This is a genomic window from Veillonella sp. 3913 (assembly GCF_003992235.1).
Taxonomy (GTDB): Bacteria; Bacillota; Negativicutes; order Veillonellales; family Veillonellaceae; genus F0422.
On record NZ_RQVF01000005.1, the window covers coordinates 14,573 to 29,159 of the forward strand.

Below are 14,587 nucleotides of genomic sequence, written 5' to 3' on the forward strand. Positions count from 1 at the left end.
CATAGGCTGCATAACCTAACAAGAGACGATACATTATGAAATACCGTTTGTGAGGGGTATACCGTGCTCTTCCCTTTTGCATTAAGTTAAGAACACCACAGGCTACATAGCATCACAAGTTACGACTCTTCGTGACCCGCAAATCCTGCAATGATTGTTTCTGCTTGTTTATGTGGCACTTCTTCGTATCCATTGAACTCCATATTAAACACACCTTGTCCTTGTGTCATGGAGCGCAATACTGTTACATAATCTAGCATTTCCACCAATGGAACTTGGGCTTTCACCACAGTGATTCCTTCACGTACACCTTGGTCCATACCGAGTACGCGACCACGGCGGCTATTCAAATCACCCATGATATCGCCCATAAATTCTTCTGGTCCGATGACATTCACATTGTAGACTGGCTCTAACAAGATAGGTTTCGCATCAGGCACACCTTTTTTCAAAGCTTGAGCTGCTGCCATTTTGAATGCCAACTCCGAGGAGTCCACTGTATGATAGGAACCGTCTAATAATGTCACTTGGATACCAATCATTGGATACCCTGCCAAAAGACCTTTTTCCAACGTTTCACGAACACCTTTTTCTACAGCTGGAATGTATTGACGTGGCACAGCACCGCCAAAGATTTTGTCGATAAACTCGAACTCACCTTCATATAATGGGGCAATACCAAGTTTCACATGACCATATTGACCATGACCACCACTTTGCTTTTTATGTTTACCTTCTACTTCCACTGTGCCACGAATGGTTTCACGATATGGAATATACGGTGTTTCTAATTTAGCACGCACTCCATATTTGCGTTCCATTTTTTGTAAAATATGTTCTAAATGGACATCGCCCATACAACGCACTTGCATTTGACGACCTTCCACATCTTTCACCACTTCACAAGTTGGATCTTCTTCAGAAATACGTCCCAAAGCATTCGCTAATTTTTCCTCTTCCCCTTTTTTCTCTGGTACCATAGCGATGCGGTAAAGTGGTTGTGGGAAACGAATTGGTGCATATTGTACTTTAAATTCCGCTGTACCAAAGGTATCTCCTGTTTTCGTTTCTGCTAATTTAGGAATGACTACGATATCCCCAGCTTTTGCTACCTCTACTGGCACTTGTTGTTTACCAATTAAGGTTACCATTTTACCCCATTTTTCTTCTACATCACGGGTCACATTATAGAGTTTATCTCCTACTTTCAATTCCCCAGAGAATACACGGACAAAACTTTGTTTTCCTGCAAATGGATCAAGGATTGTTTTAAATACGAAACCAGTAAACGGTTTATCTGCCACCACGATATGTTCCTCTTGAGAGTCCACACCGATAGCGGTCATCACTTTTTTCGTTGCATCTGGCATATAGCGGATCATACGATCTAAGACTTGGTCCATACCTATACGGCTCAAGACAGTACCACACATGACAGGACATACACGGCCCGTCAACATGCCTTCACGCAAACCTTGACGAATTTCTTCTAAGGTCAATTCTTGTCCATCTAAATATTTTTCTAATAATGTATCATTACCCTCTGCAGCCGCTTCCACAGTCATTTCACGAATTTCTTCTACTTTATCAGATAGCTCTGCCGGCACTTCTACTTCGGTCATCTTACCATTTTCATAGACATAGGCAGTGCGTTTTGCTACGTCTACGACACCTTTGAAAGTAGGCCCTCCACCGATTGGAATTTGCAGTGGCATAATCGCTTTACCAAATAATTCCCGCATCTTTTCCAAGGTGCCAAAGAAGTCTGCTTTTTCAACGTCCATTTTATTGATGAAAGCCATACGAGGCATTTGTAATTCTACGCCATACTCCCAAGCACGAATGGTATCGATTTCTACGCCTGTACCAGCAGATAATACCATAAGCATGCCGTCTGCTGCACGCAAAGCAGACCGCACTTCCCCATGAAACTCAGAATAACCTGGAGTATCGATGAAGTTAATTTTATGACCTTTCCATTCACAAGGCGCCATGCCTAATTGGATAGTGACATTCCGTTTAATTTCTTCTGGCTCAAAGTCCATAATATGTTTATTATCTTGACCTTTACCAACAAAGTCTACAGCACCACAAGACAATAATAATGCCTCTACTAATGCTGTTTTACCCGCCCCGTCATGGGAGACCACCGCCACGTTTCTGATCAAATCACTAGTATATTCTTTCATGAACATCGTCCTCCTTTACAGCCGAAAACAGTCTATTGTTTAAGTAATTCTACATACTTTTATAAACTCCTTTGAATATACTGGATTTTATATATGCAAATTACGCATAGTATAGAGTCATGTATGAAAAAAACTAGTATCACTTATAGTTACCTATATATCCGTTACTTCTCTACTAAACTAAAATTTTACTAGGTTAATTCTATAGTTTATGGTATTCTATTAGATATATCATTTCAGAACATACATGGGAAGGGAGTTATATAGTATGAAAGATAATGAATCAAAGACGTCATTGCATCGTGGACTGAAAAGTCGACACATGCAAATGATCGCCTTAGGCGCCTCTGTGGGGACCGGCCTTTTCTACGGATCCGCACCAACAATCCAATTAGTAGGACCAGGTGTTATTTTCTCCTATTTATTAACTGGTATCTTTATTTTCTTTTTAATGCGTATGCTAGGAGAAATGTCAGTTCGTGAACCTGTGTCTGGCTCTTTTACTTATTTTGCAAGTAAATATTGGTCTTCCTTTGCTGGCTATTTATCTGGCTGGAATTACTGGATTGTGTACATGCTTGCCAGTATGGCGGAACTTGCTGCTATTTCAGTATACTTAGATTTCTGGTTACCTGGCATTCCCCATTGGATCACTACACTAGCTTGTATTACATTAGTGACGGCGATTAATCTCATCAATGTACGTGCCTATGGAGAAGTGGAATTTTTTGCATCACTCATTAAAGTGGTTGCTATCATTGCTATGATTGGCTTCGGTATCTTCCTCATCTTCTTCGGAGATATGGGTACATTCCCGCAAAACTTCTCTAACCTTTGGGTTCATGGCGGGTTGTTCCCGAATGGTGCGTATGGTTTTATCGCTTCTATCGCTGTGGTGATGTTCTCCTTTGGTGGGGTGGAACTCATTGGTATCACTGCTGGGGAAGCTGAAAATCCTGAAAAAACGTTACCAAAAGCGATTAACGAGTTGTTAGCTCGTATCCTGATTTTCTATGTAGGTACGATGACTATCATCATGGCACTATCTCCATGGAATGAATTAGGTACTCATGCGAGTCCATTTGTCCAAATCTTTACGAACATCGGCATTCCTGCAGCAGCACATATCTTGAACTTCGTTGTTGTAGTGGCCGCCTTATCTGTGTACAATAGCTTACTATACAGTAACTCTCGTATTTTGCACAGCATGGCATTATCTGGTGATGCGCCTAAAATCTTCAAGCACTTAACTGCTACAGGGGTGCCATTGATTGCAACCTTATTCTGTGCAGCCCTAGCCTTGATCGTTGTATTCTTAACATACATCTTCCCAAGTGCTAGTGATGTGTTCCTACAATTATTGGCTATCATCGTAGCTGGTCTCATCATTGCATGGTTCATCATTCCAGTGACGCACCTTAAATTCCGCAAACGCTTTGCTCGTGAGGGTCGCCTTGATGAATTGAAATTCAAATCCATCTTGTATCCGTTTACAAATTACTTCTGCTTTGCCTTCATCGCTATGGCAGTAGGCGTTATGTTAACAATGGATTCCATGCGCACATCCATCTACATCATTCCCGTGTGGATTGGTGCTCTGTACATTGCGTACAAACTTAAGAAAAAATAATATGTAACGCAAAAAGGATAACTGAGGTTGACTCGGCTATCCTTTTCTTTTGTCACTACTAGTATGAATTTATAAGTCTTTAGCACGACTTGAGTATACCCACATTTAATTTAAAATGCAGCACTTTTCCCACCTTGGTAACAAGACAAACTTTCAACGGAAATTTTCGTGCTTTTTGCAAATGAATTTTTCTTCAATGAAAAAAATCGCAGTTTTTGCAAATGAAAGTGCTCCCTATGTATTAGATAGTACTATATTTAGAATTTCCTACAAGAAGCGGTTTCGCTAAGTATGACAGATATGATAGTATACTAGTGATAACTAACGTCGTCATTAGTAACGGTGAACACGACTTCGAACTACAGATACGTTAGTATACATGATAATATAACCGCTTATGATTACGTTATGCTTTTGTTATGTTATACATACACTATATTTACGTTGTATTTGTGTTTTATTTGCATTTTATTTACGAGGTACCACTATGGCATGGCTAGAAATTACACTGACCACGACGCATGAAGCATCCGAACTTATGACAGATACATTGCTCGCACTAGGTGCAGAAGGGGTCTATACGGAAGATCCCTATGAATTTGATCAACTCACAGATGATGGATTTGGTATTATCAAACCAGACCGTGAGGAGCTGTATGATTCCTCTGATGTGACTGTGAAAGCTTATATCGATCCCGACCTATATGCTGTCGATGACTTAGAAGCTCTCATCAACAGTGAGATTCAGCAGTTACAAAGTACTTTCACCATGGATTTCGGCCCCCTCAATCTATCTATTACTATGGCTGATGAGTCTGGTTGGGATGATTGGAAAACACAATATCCTCCGATTTCAATGACGGAACATTTGACGATTATTCCCGATTGGGCGGAGTATAGTCCTCGCGATGATGAACGTGTGATCCGCATCGAACCAGGCATTGCCTTTGGTACTGGCGACCATCCTACTACACGATTGGCGATCCAAGCGATGTCTCAGCATTTAACCCCTAAAAGTACGGTCTTCGACGTGGGCACAGGGTCTGGCATTATCGCCTTATCCGCAGGAGCCCTTGAAGCTCAGTCTGTCACAGCCTTTGACCTAGATGAAACAGCCACAGCCAACGCTCGTAACCATGTGGCAATGAATCAATTGGAATCCGTGGTGACTGTACAAACAAATAATTTATTAGAAGGCGTGGTGGAAACAGCCTCTCTCATCGTGGCTAATATTATTACCCCTATCTTGTTACGTTTATTAGACGATGCCTACCGTTGTCTAGAACCAAAGGGAGTCTTCATCATGAGTGGCATTCAAGAGGGAGAGGAACAAACACTTATCGATGCAGCCTCAGCGGCTGGATTTATCAATTTATCTACCACCACAGAAAACAACTGGGTGTGCATTACCTGCCATAAATAGTGGAGAGTGCCATGGTCATCCCTACAACATAATAGCGATAGATTCTTATATCACACATAGAAACTAAATATGGAACAAAAAAGCACGATTCTAAGATTTTCACACACAAAAACCGCGATTTCGCGCACGATTTTAGTTTTCGTATTTTTTTGCGTTTTTTATAGCATTGGTAAGAATTAGGTTAGTAACTACAGCTATAACAATATACGGCTATTGTACTTCTATTACGATTTGCTCACCTGTTCGCATCTGATAGCACACTAAACGATAAGCCCTGAGAGCAAACGTCTTGCCTATGTCTTTTATCTGTCCTTTCGCTGTATTCGTTACCTCTTGTTGTAAGCCTTTATGACATTGTGCCTCATCTATCCCCCATGCACTCTGTCTGGATTCCAACACTCCCTCATCAGCATACAACGGATCATATACCAAGGGATATCCTATATGTGCCATAGTCACTCGAATTTGATGGGTCTTGCCCGTCCACAAGCGAATACGCACATCTGTTGTATCTTGTGCCGCATCATAGTGTAGTACTTCATATTCCGTTTTTGTCATCACACCCTCTGGGTGTACCTCTTGATGGATGCCATCTGCACTTTTGCGGATAGGTAATTCTAGTACCTCATGAGCTTGTGCCAATCGCCCTTGTACCGTCGCTCGGTACCATTTTTCCAACCGATTGTCATCCATCTGCATTTGGTAAAAGTGCTGTGCCAAACCATGCTTGGCTACTACTACCAATCCAGACGTGTCTCGATCCAAACGATTTAAAAATCGTACTTTTCCGTAAATCTTATGTATTTTAAAATAGTGGGCTACTCCATTCGCTAAGGATACTTGTTCTTTCGAATTCATCGTGATTCCTGATGCTTTATCTACAATAAGAATATCTTCATCTTCATAGACTATTGTTAAGGGTATTTCTATTGAATCGTGGTCAAGGCTCTCTTTTAAAGGGATAATTTCTAATACCATCCCCTGTGAAAGTTCAGATTTCGCCGTACACAGTTGTCCATCTAATCGAACAGCCTTGGCCCCGAAGAGTTCTTTCATCGTTTTCCGAGGAAATTGATGAATATCTAGCCATTCCCCTAACGTCGGTGCTATCGTATTTTCAATTGTATATGTTAACGTTCGTTTGTCTTTCATAGATTTTCCATTTCATCTTAGTTATTGGTGCCTAAGTCATCTTCCAATACGTATCTTTTAGACCTTATTGGGTCTATCCATAATTTGGTCAAAATATAGCAAAAAACCTTTTCACGGTTTCCCACTTTATACTATCTTTTCCTCTGCTATTCTACCTATATTTTACCATATTTGACCTTATATAAAGACGATTGCATTTACCTTTTTTGCAAAATATGCTATCCTATATATAAAGAAGAGCAAAACGTGTGGCGCGTTAGGCTCATCAAAAAATTGATTTTTGTGCCTAACGTGATGAGATACTTCTCTTTACATTAGGCACGGTTTCTTTTATAGAAACACTACTTACGTTGTAGTATTACATATAAGGTGATAATCGCTACTATGAGCATTAAGAAATTAATCCCTAGGGAAAGTATTTCAAATACTGACATAGCATCACCCCCTTTCGGAGATGAACCTAAACCACGTTTTACTCTTCATTAACAGTATAACATATGTTCGTCATAATGTGTATTATTTTCGAACGAATAAATATAAAAGCTGTGACCCAATAGTACATTGTGTTACAGCTTTTTATTATAACGATGCTAGCATCAATAGAATACTATCCTTCACCATCTTCCGAAATGCTTTTTCTGCCTCTTTATCTGGCTGCACAAATCCGCTCATAGCTATCCCTCCTAGATTTTTTCTCTAATTATATTACCTAAAGTATACACCAACTCCCCAACTTGTAAGCATACACAGCCTTGTAATACTCTCATAGAAACAGTACCATAATATAGTTACACCTTATGGCATTCATACCAATATCCTACACACAGAAAATCACAACGTAGTCCAAAACAACCTCCCCCTGAGGAACGCCGTTACGAGTAGTAGCCTTGTGGCGTTCCTTTTTACCTAAATCATACAAGCACAAGAAGAGCACGGTGTGCCCCGAACAAACATCATGAAATGCCGTTTGAGAGGAGTATACTGTGCTCTTCCCTTTTACTATTTAGTAACCTTCCCCTGAGGAACGCAGTTAGGCGTAGTAACCTTGTGGCGTTCCCTTACTACCTAACTCTCACAAACGCAAGAAGAGCACGGTGTGCCCCAAACAAACATCATGAAATGCCGTTTGAGAGGGGTATACCGTGCTCTTCCCTTTTGCCATTAAGTTAAGAACGCCACAGGCTACATAGCATCATAAGTGACGACACAAATGCCGACATAAAAAAGAACCATCCATTCGGATGGTTCTTAGCTATGGTGGACGATGACAGGATCGAACTGCCGACATCCTGCTTGTAAGGCAGGCGCTCTCCCAGCTGAGCTAATCGTCCATATGGTGACCCGTGGGGGAATCGAACCCCCGATACCGCCGTGAAAGGGCGGTGTCTTAACCGCTTGACCAACGGGCCTTGTATGGCTCCTCGAGTAGGACTCGAACCTACGACCGATCGGTTAACAGCCGATTGCTCTACCTGCTGAGCTATCGAGGAATAATACAATAGTTATTATATAGTACTTTCATATAAAATGCAAGTATTTTTTATATACTTTAAATTTTCACTTCGTGTAAATCAATTATATTTGCTAAAAACTCGGAATTATCTATCTTGCTAGATCGCATAGCATCTTCAATAGCTTCGCACATTAACTCCGCAGCCAAAGTACCTACCACATTCACATCGCCTACTATAGGCTTACTTATCTCACACAGATTTTTAGACTCTGCAGTTACAGAAAAGGCGTAAATTGTATCTCCATCGGACAGGGTCCCCACCGGTCGAATAGACCGTGCATAGCCATTAGTAGCCATCATGGCAATCTTAGTTAATTCGCCTTTATGAAAGGTAGCATTCGTCACGATAGCGCCGATGGTAGTGTTTCCTTTTTCCATACCTAGGACTGCTTCACATTGGAAATGACCATCCTGTAACGAATCATTCCCCTCGCTAGATTTCACAGATGTACCTAACATAGGTTTACTTTCACTAATTCCTTCATATTGGTCAAACATCAGCTGACAAGCATCCAATATGTGCTGGCGCCCTTCATCCATGACACCCCCTAGGGCACGACCCTGTTGATCGTACACATTGCCACAGGCATTTACTACCACGACGGCGCCCACTATGAGGTCCCCTAGTTTCGCCGCCGCATAACCGATACCGCCTTTCATAGCCCGTTCCATACCACACACTTTTCCTACTGTTGCCCCTGTGCCAGCACCTACATTGCCAGACATAGGTTCTGTGCTTATGAAAGTCCTTTCACAGGCATCATATGCCATCTCTACCGTAGGACGTGCTTTTGGATTGCCATAAGACAAGTCATATATATCGCTTTGGCATACAATGGGAACTACGCCATAAGCTGTAGGAAATCCAATATTCCGTGCTTCTAAGGATTGCATGATACCATCGCCGGCACATAGCCCAAAGGCGGATCCTCCACCTAAGACCAAGGCATTCACCGGCGTTGGCGCTGTCGTCGGATCTAGGACACCGCTTTCACGGGCCGCAGGACCACCGCCACTGATGTGCAGCCCCCCTTGAGCCGCCTGAGGAAAGCGCAATACGGTCAAACCCGTTTTACCTACAGCATCTGTAGCATTTCCTACCTTTACAAAGTCTATGTCATTCCACGTAATTCGTTCCATCGTCGTCTATTACTCCTGTCTTCTCATTGTTAGCACTTATCGTCCTAATCATGTACCAACTGTTTATCTCATGTTCCTAGAATACGCCATTCTAATGTATAGTGTAAGCATACCCTCATCATAGCACAAACAGGTACCTCTTTCTACTAGAGATACCTGTTGATAATTAGTTATGCGCTTCTACTTTCAAAATGGCTTCTGTAAGCAATTCTTCTGTTACTACATAAGGACTGATGACCACGTCACGAACGGAGGCTGCTTTTTTCACAATCATCGGGATATGCTCTGTGGTTAATCCCATATCTGAAAGCTTCGTAGGCCATCCAATTTGACGATACACTGGCAACCAGCGACGTAACTCATCATCTTGCTTGTCTGCTGCAAATAACACCAATAAACCATAGGCTACCATTTCACCGTGAAGGTGGTGTTCTTCCGTATGAGGATCTTCGGCACAGCCGTAGCAAACAGCATGCGCAATAGTGCTATTAAAGTCTCCCGGCATGCATCCAGAAACGATACCAGTGGTCAGTACAACGGCCATCACCAATTCATCAAAAAGGCGGTTACGTTCTCCCTTTTCATTAGCAGTAAGAGCTTCACGACCATGAGCGAAGATAGGCTCTGCACACATCTTAGACAAAGATAAGCCCACTTGTACATTGTAAGACAAATCGCGACCACGTGTAGCCATATGCGTTTCATAATGCTTCGCTATGGTATCACCCATACCTGCCCAGAAATATTGACTTGGGGCTTTCACTAAAATGTCTGCATCAATAAATGTATGAACGGCAGGACGTTTTAGGAAGGCTACGCTGTCAAAGGTATGGTCCAAGGTATAGATGGCAATCGCCTCCGATGTGGCTGCACAAGTAGCAGCAATGGTAGGCACTGTAATCACCGGAATATCCCCTAATTCAATACTAGTCAATTTTGTGGTATCTAAGGCTTTACCACCACCCACACCGATAAGGAAGTCAGCTGCTCGCAAGGATTCCTTTTTCGCTAATTCATTCGTTACTGCATAGGCACATTCACCGCCAAAATATACCACCTCTAGCACTTCAACCCCTGCATTTTCTAAGGCTGGTTGCAAGAAGGGTAATGCCACAGATAACGATGTATCTCCACCGATAATAACAGTTTTCTTGCCTAACTGTTTCGTATACTCTCCTATGGTGTCAAAAATTTCGTGTCCTCCAAAGCTATAGCTTGGTAATGTATGTACAGGTCTCATCCAATCATCCTTTCTATGAGTCCATTTAGGGCGTACCATTGTATGTTAAAACGTAATACAAAGTATTATAGGACGATTGAAAGGAAATTGCAATCACTATAGGAGATGTGTATATATAGTGCTATGGTTATATGTGATTTCTATGAATATCTTAGCACACCCGATTCATAGGTTCCCCATTTAGGAATGCCACAATATTATCCATCACGATATGAGCCCGTGTAACAAATGCTTCTTGGCTCGCAAAGGCAATGTGCGGTGTTAATACTGTACGAGGTGCATCGCATAATGGATGGTCTGTTGGGATTGGCGGTTCTACTTCAAATACATCGATGCCTGCGCCACGTAATTTACCGGCATGCAAGGCTTTCGCCAAAGCTTCGTTATCCACCACAGGTCCACGCGCCGTATTGATTAACACGGCTGTATCTTTCATCATATCAATGCGTGTTGCATCAATTACATGGCGTGTCTCTTCTGTTAATGGTACATGTAAGGATAGAATATCTGCTTCTTGTACCACTGTGTCTAGGTCTGTAAAAGTAATCCCTTCTGCCACTAACTCAGGTTTTTCTGAACGGTTATAGGCGATAACCTTACAGCCAAAAGCTTTCGCAATGCGAGCCACAGCACTACCAATCGCACCCGTTCCTACGACGCCAAAAGTTTTACCGTGTAGCTCAAATCCAGGTAATCCATCTTTTGTACCACCTGTCCGTGTGCGACCATCGCAAGGCAATACATGACGAAGTACGGAAATAGCTAATCCAAACACCAATTCTGTAACGGCTTGTGTGGAATAGCCTGCCGCATTGCTCACGACGATACCTTTTTCACGACATGCCGCCAAATCAATATGGTCTACTCCTGTGAAAGCCACAGATATGAATTCTAAGTTTGGACATTGGCGAATGATCTCACCTGACAAAGGTTGATTCGCCAAGATAATGATAGACGCCTGACGAACACGGTCCAATAATTTTATTTGATTGGTTTCCTTTGTGCCGTATACGACTAGTTCATAGCCTTCTGCCTTGAAAGGCTCCGCTAGGGATTGTAACAATGTTTCGGATACTCCTAATGGTTCCATCACAACAATTTGTTTCATGAGATAACCTCACTTTCATACTTAGTATACAGGTATTAGTTAGTCAAACTACGTACCGGCGCCGGAATACGACCACCACGGCGAATGAACTCTTCCGAACTAAATGGATGCACTTTTATAATCGGTGCATATCCCAAGAGTCCACCAAACTCTACAATATCTCCTACGGTCTTATTTGGTACAGGAATGAGTCGTACCGCGGTAGTTTTATTATTAATCATACCGATAGCTGCCTCGTCTGCAATGATAGCGGAGATAGTGGCTGCCGACGTATCCCCAGGGACAGCAATCATATCTAGTCCCACAGAGCAAACACAAGTCATAGCTTCTAATTTATCTAAGGACAAACTGCCTAATGTAACCGCATCAATCATGCCCTTATCTTCACTGACAGGAATGAAAGCACCACTTAATCCACCTACGTGAGAAGATGCCATAAGGCCACCTTTTTTCACAGCATCGTTCAACAAGGCCAAAGCTGCCGTAGTACCATGGGTACCGCACGCTTCTAACCCCATTTCTTCTAGCACATGTGCTACAGAGTCCCCTACGGCAGGTGTGGGTGCTAAAGAAATATCGATAATACCAAATTGTTTATTCAATCTACGTGATGCCTCTTGTGCTACTAATTGTCCCACACGAGTAATTTTGAAAGCTGTCCGTTTAATCGTTTCCGCTACTACATCAAATGGTTCACCTTTTACAGATTCCAAAGCATGTTTTACTACTCCGGGACCACTGACGCCAACACTAATTGTTGTCTGACCTTCTGTGACCCCATGGAAAGCCCCTGCCATGAACGGATTATCTTCTACAGGATTGCAGAAAATCACTAGCTTCGCACAACCCAAAGCATCTCTATCGGCTGTGAGACGGGCTGTTTCTTTCACAATGTGCCCCATGTCAGCCACTGCATCCATATTGATGCCTGCCTTTGTAGAACCGATACCTACGGAGCTACACACGATATCTGTTGTCGCTAACGCTTCAGGAATGGAAGCTATGAGCTTGCGATCTCCCTCTGTATACCCTTTCGATACTAAGGCAGAGAACCCGCCAATGAAATTTACACCTACTGCTTTTGCTGCTTGATCTAAGGCACGAGCGATGGACACATAGTTGGGTAAGTTGGAGGCACCACCAATTAAAGAAATTGGTGTCACAGAAATACGTTTATTAATGATAGGTACTCCTAGTTCACGCTCTAAATCTTCCCCTGTTTTCACTAAATATTCTGCTTCCTTCGTAATATGGTCGTAAATACGAGTGCACATGCGCTCCCCATCTTCCGAGATACATCCTAATAGGCTAATCCCCATCGTGATGGTCCGCACATCTAACTTATTATCTTGAATCATCCGATTCGTTTCTAAAATATTTTCAATACTTAACATAGGTACCCTCGCTTATCCCACACGATGCATGCTTAAAAAGATGGCTGCATTTTGCGCTAAAATTTGAACCCCTAATCGTTCTCCTTCTGCGGCTAACGCTTTTTGGATACCACTTAAATCAGCGGAGTCACTGACCTCACACATCATGATCATATTAAAGATACCATCCAAAATAGTTTGGTTAATGGATACTACATTTACTTCATTGTCCGCTAACACACGAGTCACTCCCGCAATAATACCTACTCTGTCTTGCCCTACCACTGTCACAACTAATTTCATAGTTTCATCTCCTATCAAATACGTATCCAATTGTAGTTTCATTATAAATTATAGTCATTTAAATTTCAACGAATATATAAAGTTCTTGACTTTCACTATAAACTATGAAATAATAGTACGATTTGTGAAACAAGGAGGTTCCTATGGCAGATGATCGTTTAATTGTAGCCTTAGATGTGTCCTCACTAGAGGAGATGAAATCCATCGTAACATCCTTAGGCGATTCCGTCAGCTATTATAAAGTTGGTATGGAATTATTTTATGCAGCAGGTGAACAAACTATAGCATTTTTACGGGACCACAATAAATCCGTATTTCTTGACTTGAAGTTACATGATATTCCAAATACGGTAGCCCATGGTATTAAATCATTAACTCGTTTGGGGGCCAAGTTAATCACCATCCACAGTCAAGGTGGCAAAGTGATGATGGAAGCGGCTATGAACGCTGCCAAAGAACAAGCTGCTGAACTAGGCATTGAGCGTCCTAAACTATTGGCGATTACAGCGCTAACTAGCTTTGATGATGAAAACTGGTCCGCTATTGGTGGGTCTTTACCAATTTCAGACCATGTAGTAAAACTAGCTAAACTAGCTAAAGAGGCTGGTGTAGATGGTGTTGTGGCTTCCCCATTAGAAGCGAAACTTATTCGTGAAGCCTGCGGAGAAGATTTCTTAATCGTCACACCAGGTATCCGTCCATCGTTTGCGGCTACTAACGACCAAAAACGTATTGCTACCCCTAGTAGCGCTTTACAAGATGGGGCCTCTCGCATTGTGGTAGGACGACCAATTACACAAGCAGAAAATCCACAAGAAGCAGTTCGTTTAATTGTTGAGGAAATGGAGACAGTTTAAAAATGATGACAGAAGAGAATGTAAAACAATTATTGATCGACACACAAGCTATTTTAGAAGGACATTTCTTGCTAACATCTGGCCTTCACAGCCCTATGTATGTAGAAAAATTTAACGTCTTATCCCATCCAAAATATACAGAACAATTATGCCAAGAGTTAGCTCGTCGTTTTGAAGATCAAAATGTAGAGCTTGTGATCGGACCTATGACTGGTGGCATCTTATTGGCTCACGAAGTAGGTAAAGCCTTAGGCACTCGTGCTATCTTTACAGAACGAGAAAAAGGTAAAATGACATTACGTCGTGGTTTCCGCATTGAAAAAGGACAACGTGTTCTTATCGTAGAAGACATCGTAACCACAGGCGGATCCGTTCGTGAAGTAGTAGATGTTGTAAACGAAGCTAGCGGTGAAATCGTTGGCGTAGGCCTTCTTGTAAACCGCAGCGGTGGTAAAGCAGACTTTGGCGTACCAAAAGAAAAAGTACAAGCCTTGTTGAACTTAACAGTACCAACATTTGAAGCTGATGCATGCCCACTTTGCCAAAATGGCACACCGATGACAGAACGTGGCAGTAAACATATTAAATAAAACTCTGATATATACCTAAATAGGTCCCCGTCTATTATAAAATAGACGGAGGACCTTTCTTCTTTAGTA

12 protein-coding genes and 3 tRNA genes are annotated in these 14,587 nt (G+C 42.0%); 4 read left to right on the top strand and 11 right to left on the bottom strand.

What is annotated here, in order from left to right:
- Window positions 1–119 precede the first annotated feature (119 nt).
- Window positions 120–2,189 (bottom strand): elongation factor G, encoded by a 2,070-nt coding sequence (fusA, locus tag EO113_RS06370; RefSeq protein WP_127135839.1) that lies wholly within the window; start codon window positions 2,187–2,189, stop codon window positions 120–122.
- A 268-nt stretch (window positions 2,190–2,457) separates the two neighbouring features.
- Here fusA and EO113_RS06375 point away from each other — a divergent pair, with 268 nt between their 5' ends.
- Window positions 2,458–3,819 carry an amino acid permease gene (locus tag EO113_RS06375; RefSeq protein WP_127135840.1) on the top strand — a complete coding sequence of 454 codons (1,362 nt, stop codon included), beginning with the start codon at window positions 2,458–2,460 and terminating at the stop codon, window positions 3,817–3,819.
- A gap of 487 nt (window positions 3,820–4,306) precedes the next feature.
- Window positions 4,307–5,242, top strand: a complete 936-nt coding sequence (prmA, locus tag EO113_RS06380; protein ID WP_164726344.1) for a 50S ribosomal protein L11 methyltransferase — start codon at window positions 4,307–4,309, stop codon at window positions 5,240–5,242.
- 210 nt (window positions 5,243–5,452) lie between these two features.
- Here prmA and EO113_RS06385 read toward each other — a convergent pair whose 3' ends face one another.
- From EO113_RS06385 to EO113_RS06425, 10 genes are all read right to left on the bottom strand, one after another.
- Window positions 5,453–6,394 carry an RluA family pseudouridine synthase gene (locus EO113_RS06385; RefSeq protein WP_127135842.1) on the bottom strand — a complete coding sequence of 314 codons (942 nt, stop codon included), beginning with the start codon at window positions 6,392–6,394 and terminating at the stop codon, window positions 5,453–5,455.
- A gap of 341 nt (window positions 6,395–6,735) precedes the next feature.
- Complete coding sequence (locus EO113_RS08340) at window positions 6,736–6,828, bottom strand: putative holin-like toxin (protein ID WP_369688075.1); 93 nt, start codon at window positions 6,826–6,828, stop codon at window positions 6,736–6,738.
- An 821-nt stretch (window positions 6,829–7,649) separates the two neighbouring features.
- A tRNA-Val gene (locus tag EO113_RS06390) sits at window positions 7,650–7,725 on the bottom strand.
- A gap of 3 nt (window positions 7,726–7,728) precedes the next feature.
- Window positions 7,729–7,803, bottom strand: a tRNA-Glu gene (locus tag EO113_RS06395).
- A gap of 5 nt (window positions 7,804–7,808) precedes the next feature.
- Window positions 7,809–7,884 (bottom strand) — tRNA-Asn (locus EO113_RS06400).
- A gap of 59 nt (window positions 7,885–7,943) precedes the next feature.
- Complete coding sequence (locus tag EO113_RS06405; RefSeq protein WP_127135843.1) at window positions 7,944–9,047, bottom strand: P1 family peptidase; 1,104 nt, start codon at window positions 9,045–9,047, stop codon at window positions 7,944–7,946.
- 166 nt (window positions 9,048–9,213) lie between these two features.
- On the bottom strand, window positions 9,214–10,287 hold the full coding sequence (locus EO113_RS06410; RefSeq protein WP_127135844.1) for an iron-containing alcohol dehydrogenase family protein: 1,074 nt from the start codon (window positions 10,285–10,287) through the stop codon (window positions 9,214–9,216).
- 151 nt (window positions 10,288–10,438) lie between these two features.
- Window positions 10,439–11,395: a 2-hydroxyacid dehydrogenase gene (locus EO113_RS06415; RefSeq protein WP_127135845.1), complete on the bottom strand. Its 957-nt coding sequence runs from the start codon at window positions 11,393–11,395 to the stop codon at window positions 10,439–10,441.
- Window positions 11,396–11,430: 35 nt separating this feature from the next.
- Window positions 11,431–12,789, bottom strand: a complete 1,359-nt coding sequence (locus EO113_RS06420; RefSeq protein WP_009353184.1) for a PFL family protein — start codon at window positions 12,787–12,789, stop codon at window positions 11,431–11,433.
- Between the two features lie 12 nt (window positions 12,790–12,801).
- Window positions 12,802–13,071 carry an ACT domain-containing protein gene (locus EO113_RS06425; RefSeq protein ID WP_009353203.1) on the bottom strand — a complete coding sequence of 90 codons (270 nt, stop codon included), beginning with the start codon at window positions 13,069–13,071 and terminating at the stop codon, window positions 12,802–12,804.
- A 143-nt stretch (window positions 13,072–13,214) separates the two neighbouring features.
- Here EO113_RS06425 and pyrF point away from each other — a divergent pair, with 143 nt between their 5' ends.
- A complete protein-coding gene (gene pyrF, locus EO113_RS06430) occupies window positions 13,215–13,928 on the top strand; it encodes an orotidine-5'-phosphate decarboxylase (protein WP_127135846.1) in 714 nt (237 codons plus the stop codon).
- Window positions 13,929–13,930: 2 nt separating this feature from the next.
- Complete coding sequence (gene pyrE, locus EO113_RS06435; RefSeq protein ID WP_127135847.1) at window positions 13,931–14,518, top strand: orotate phosphoribosyltransferase; 588 nt, start codon at window positions 13,931–13,933, stop codon at window positions 14,516–14,518.
- Window positions 14,519–14,587: the final 69 nt, after the last annotated feature.

Bases quoted from the DNA above. Each gene is read 5' to 3' on its own strand.
- EO113_RS06405 (WP_127135843.1), bottom strand. From the start codon at position 9,047: ATGGAACGAATTACGTGGAATGACATAGACTTTGTAAAGGTAGGAAAT.
- EO113_RS08340 (WP_369688075.1), bottom strand. From the start codon at position 6,828: ATGTCAGTATTTGAAATACTTTCCCTAGGGATTAATTTCTTAATGCTC.
- fusA (WP_127135839.1), bottom strand. From the start codon at position 2,189: ATGAAAGAATATACTAGTGATTTGATCAGAAACGTGGCGGTGGTCTCC.
- EO113_RS06420 (WP_009353184.1), bottom strand. From the start codon at position 12,789: ATGTTAAGTATTGAAAATATTTTAGAAACGAATCGGATGATTCAAGAT.
- EO113_RS06415 (WP_127135845.1), bottom strand. From the start codon at position 11,395: ATGAAACAAATTGTTGTGATGGAACCATTAGGAGTATCCGAAACATTG.
- pyrE (WP_127135847.1), top strand. From the start codon at position 13,931: ATGATGACAGAAGAGAATGTAAAACAATTATTGATCGACACACAAGCT.
- pyrF (WP_127135846.1), top strand. From the start codon at position 13,215: ATGGCAGATGATCGTTTAATTGTAGCCTTAGATGTGTCCTCACTAGAG.
- EO113_RS06385 (WP_127135842.1), bottom strand. From the start codon at position 6,394: ATGAAAGACAAACGAACGTTAACATATACAATTGAAAATACGATAGCA.
- EO113_RS06425 (WP_009353203.1), bottom strand. From the start codon at position 13,071: ATGAAATTAGTTGTGACAGTGGTAGGGCAAGACAGAGTAGGTATTATT.
- EO113_RS06410 (WP_127135844.1), bottom strand. From the start codon at position 10,287: ATGAGACCTGTACATACATTACCAAGCTATAGCTTTGGAGGACACGAA.
- EO113_RS06375 (WP_127135840.1), top strand. From the start codon at position 2,458: ATGAAAGATAATGAATCAAAGACGTCATTGCATCGTGGACTGAAAAGT.
- prmA (WP_164726344.1), top strand. From the start codon at position 4,307: ATGGCATGGCTAGAAATTACACTGACCACGACGCATGAAGCATCCGAA.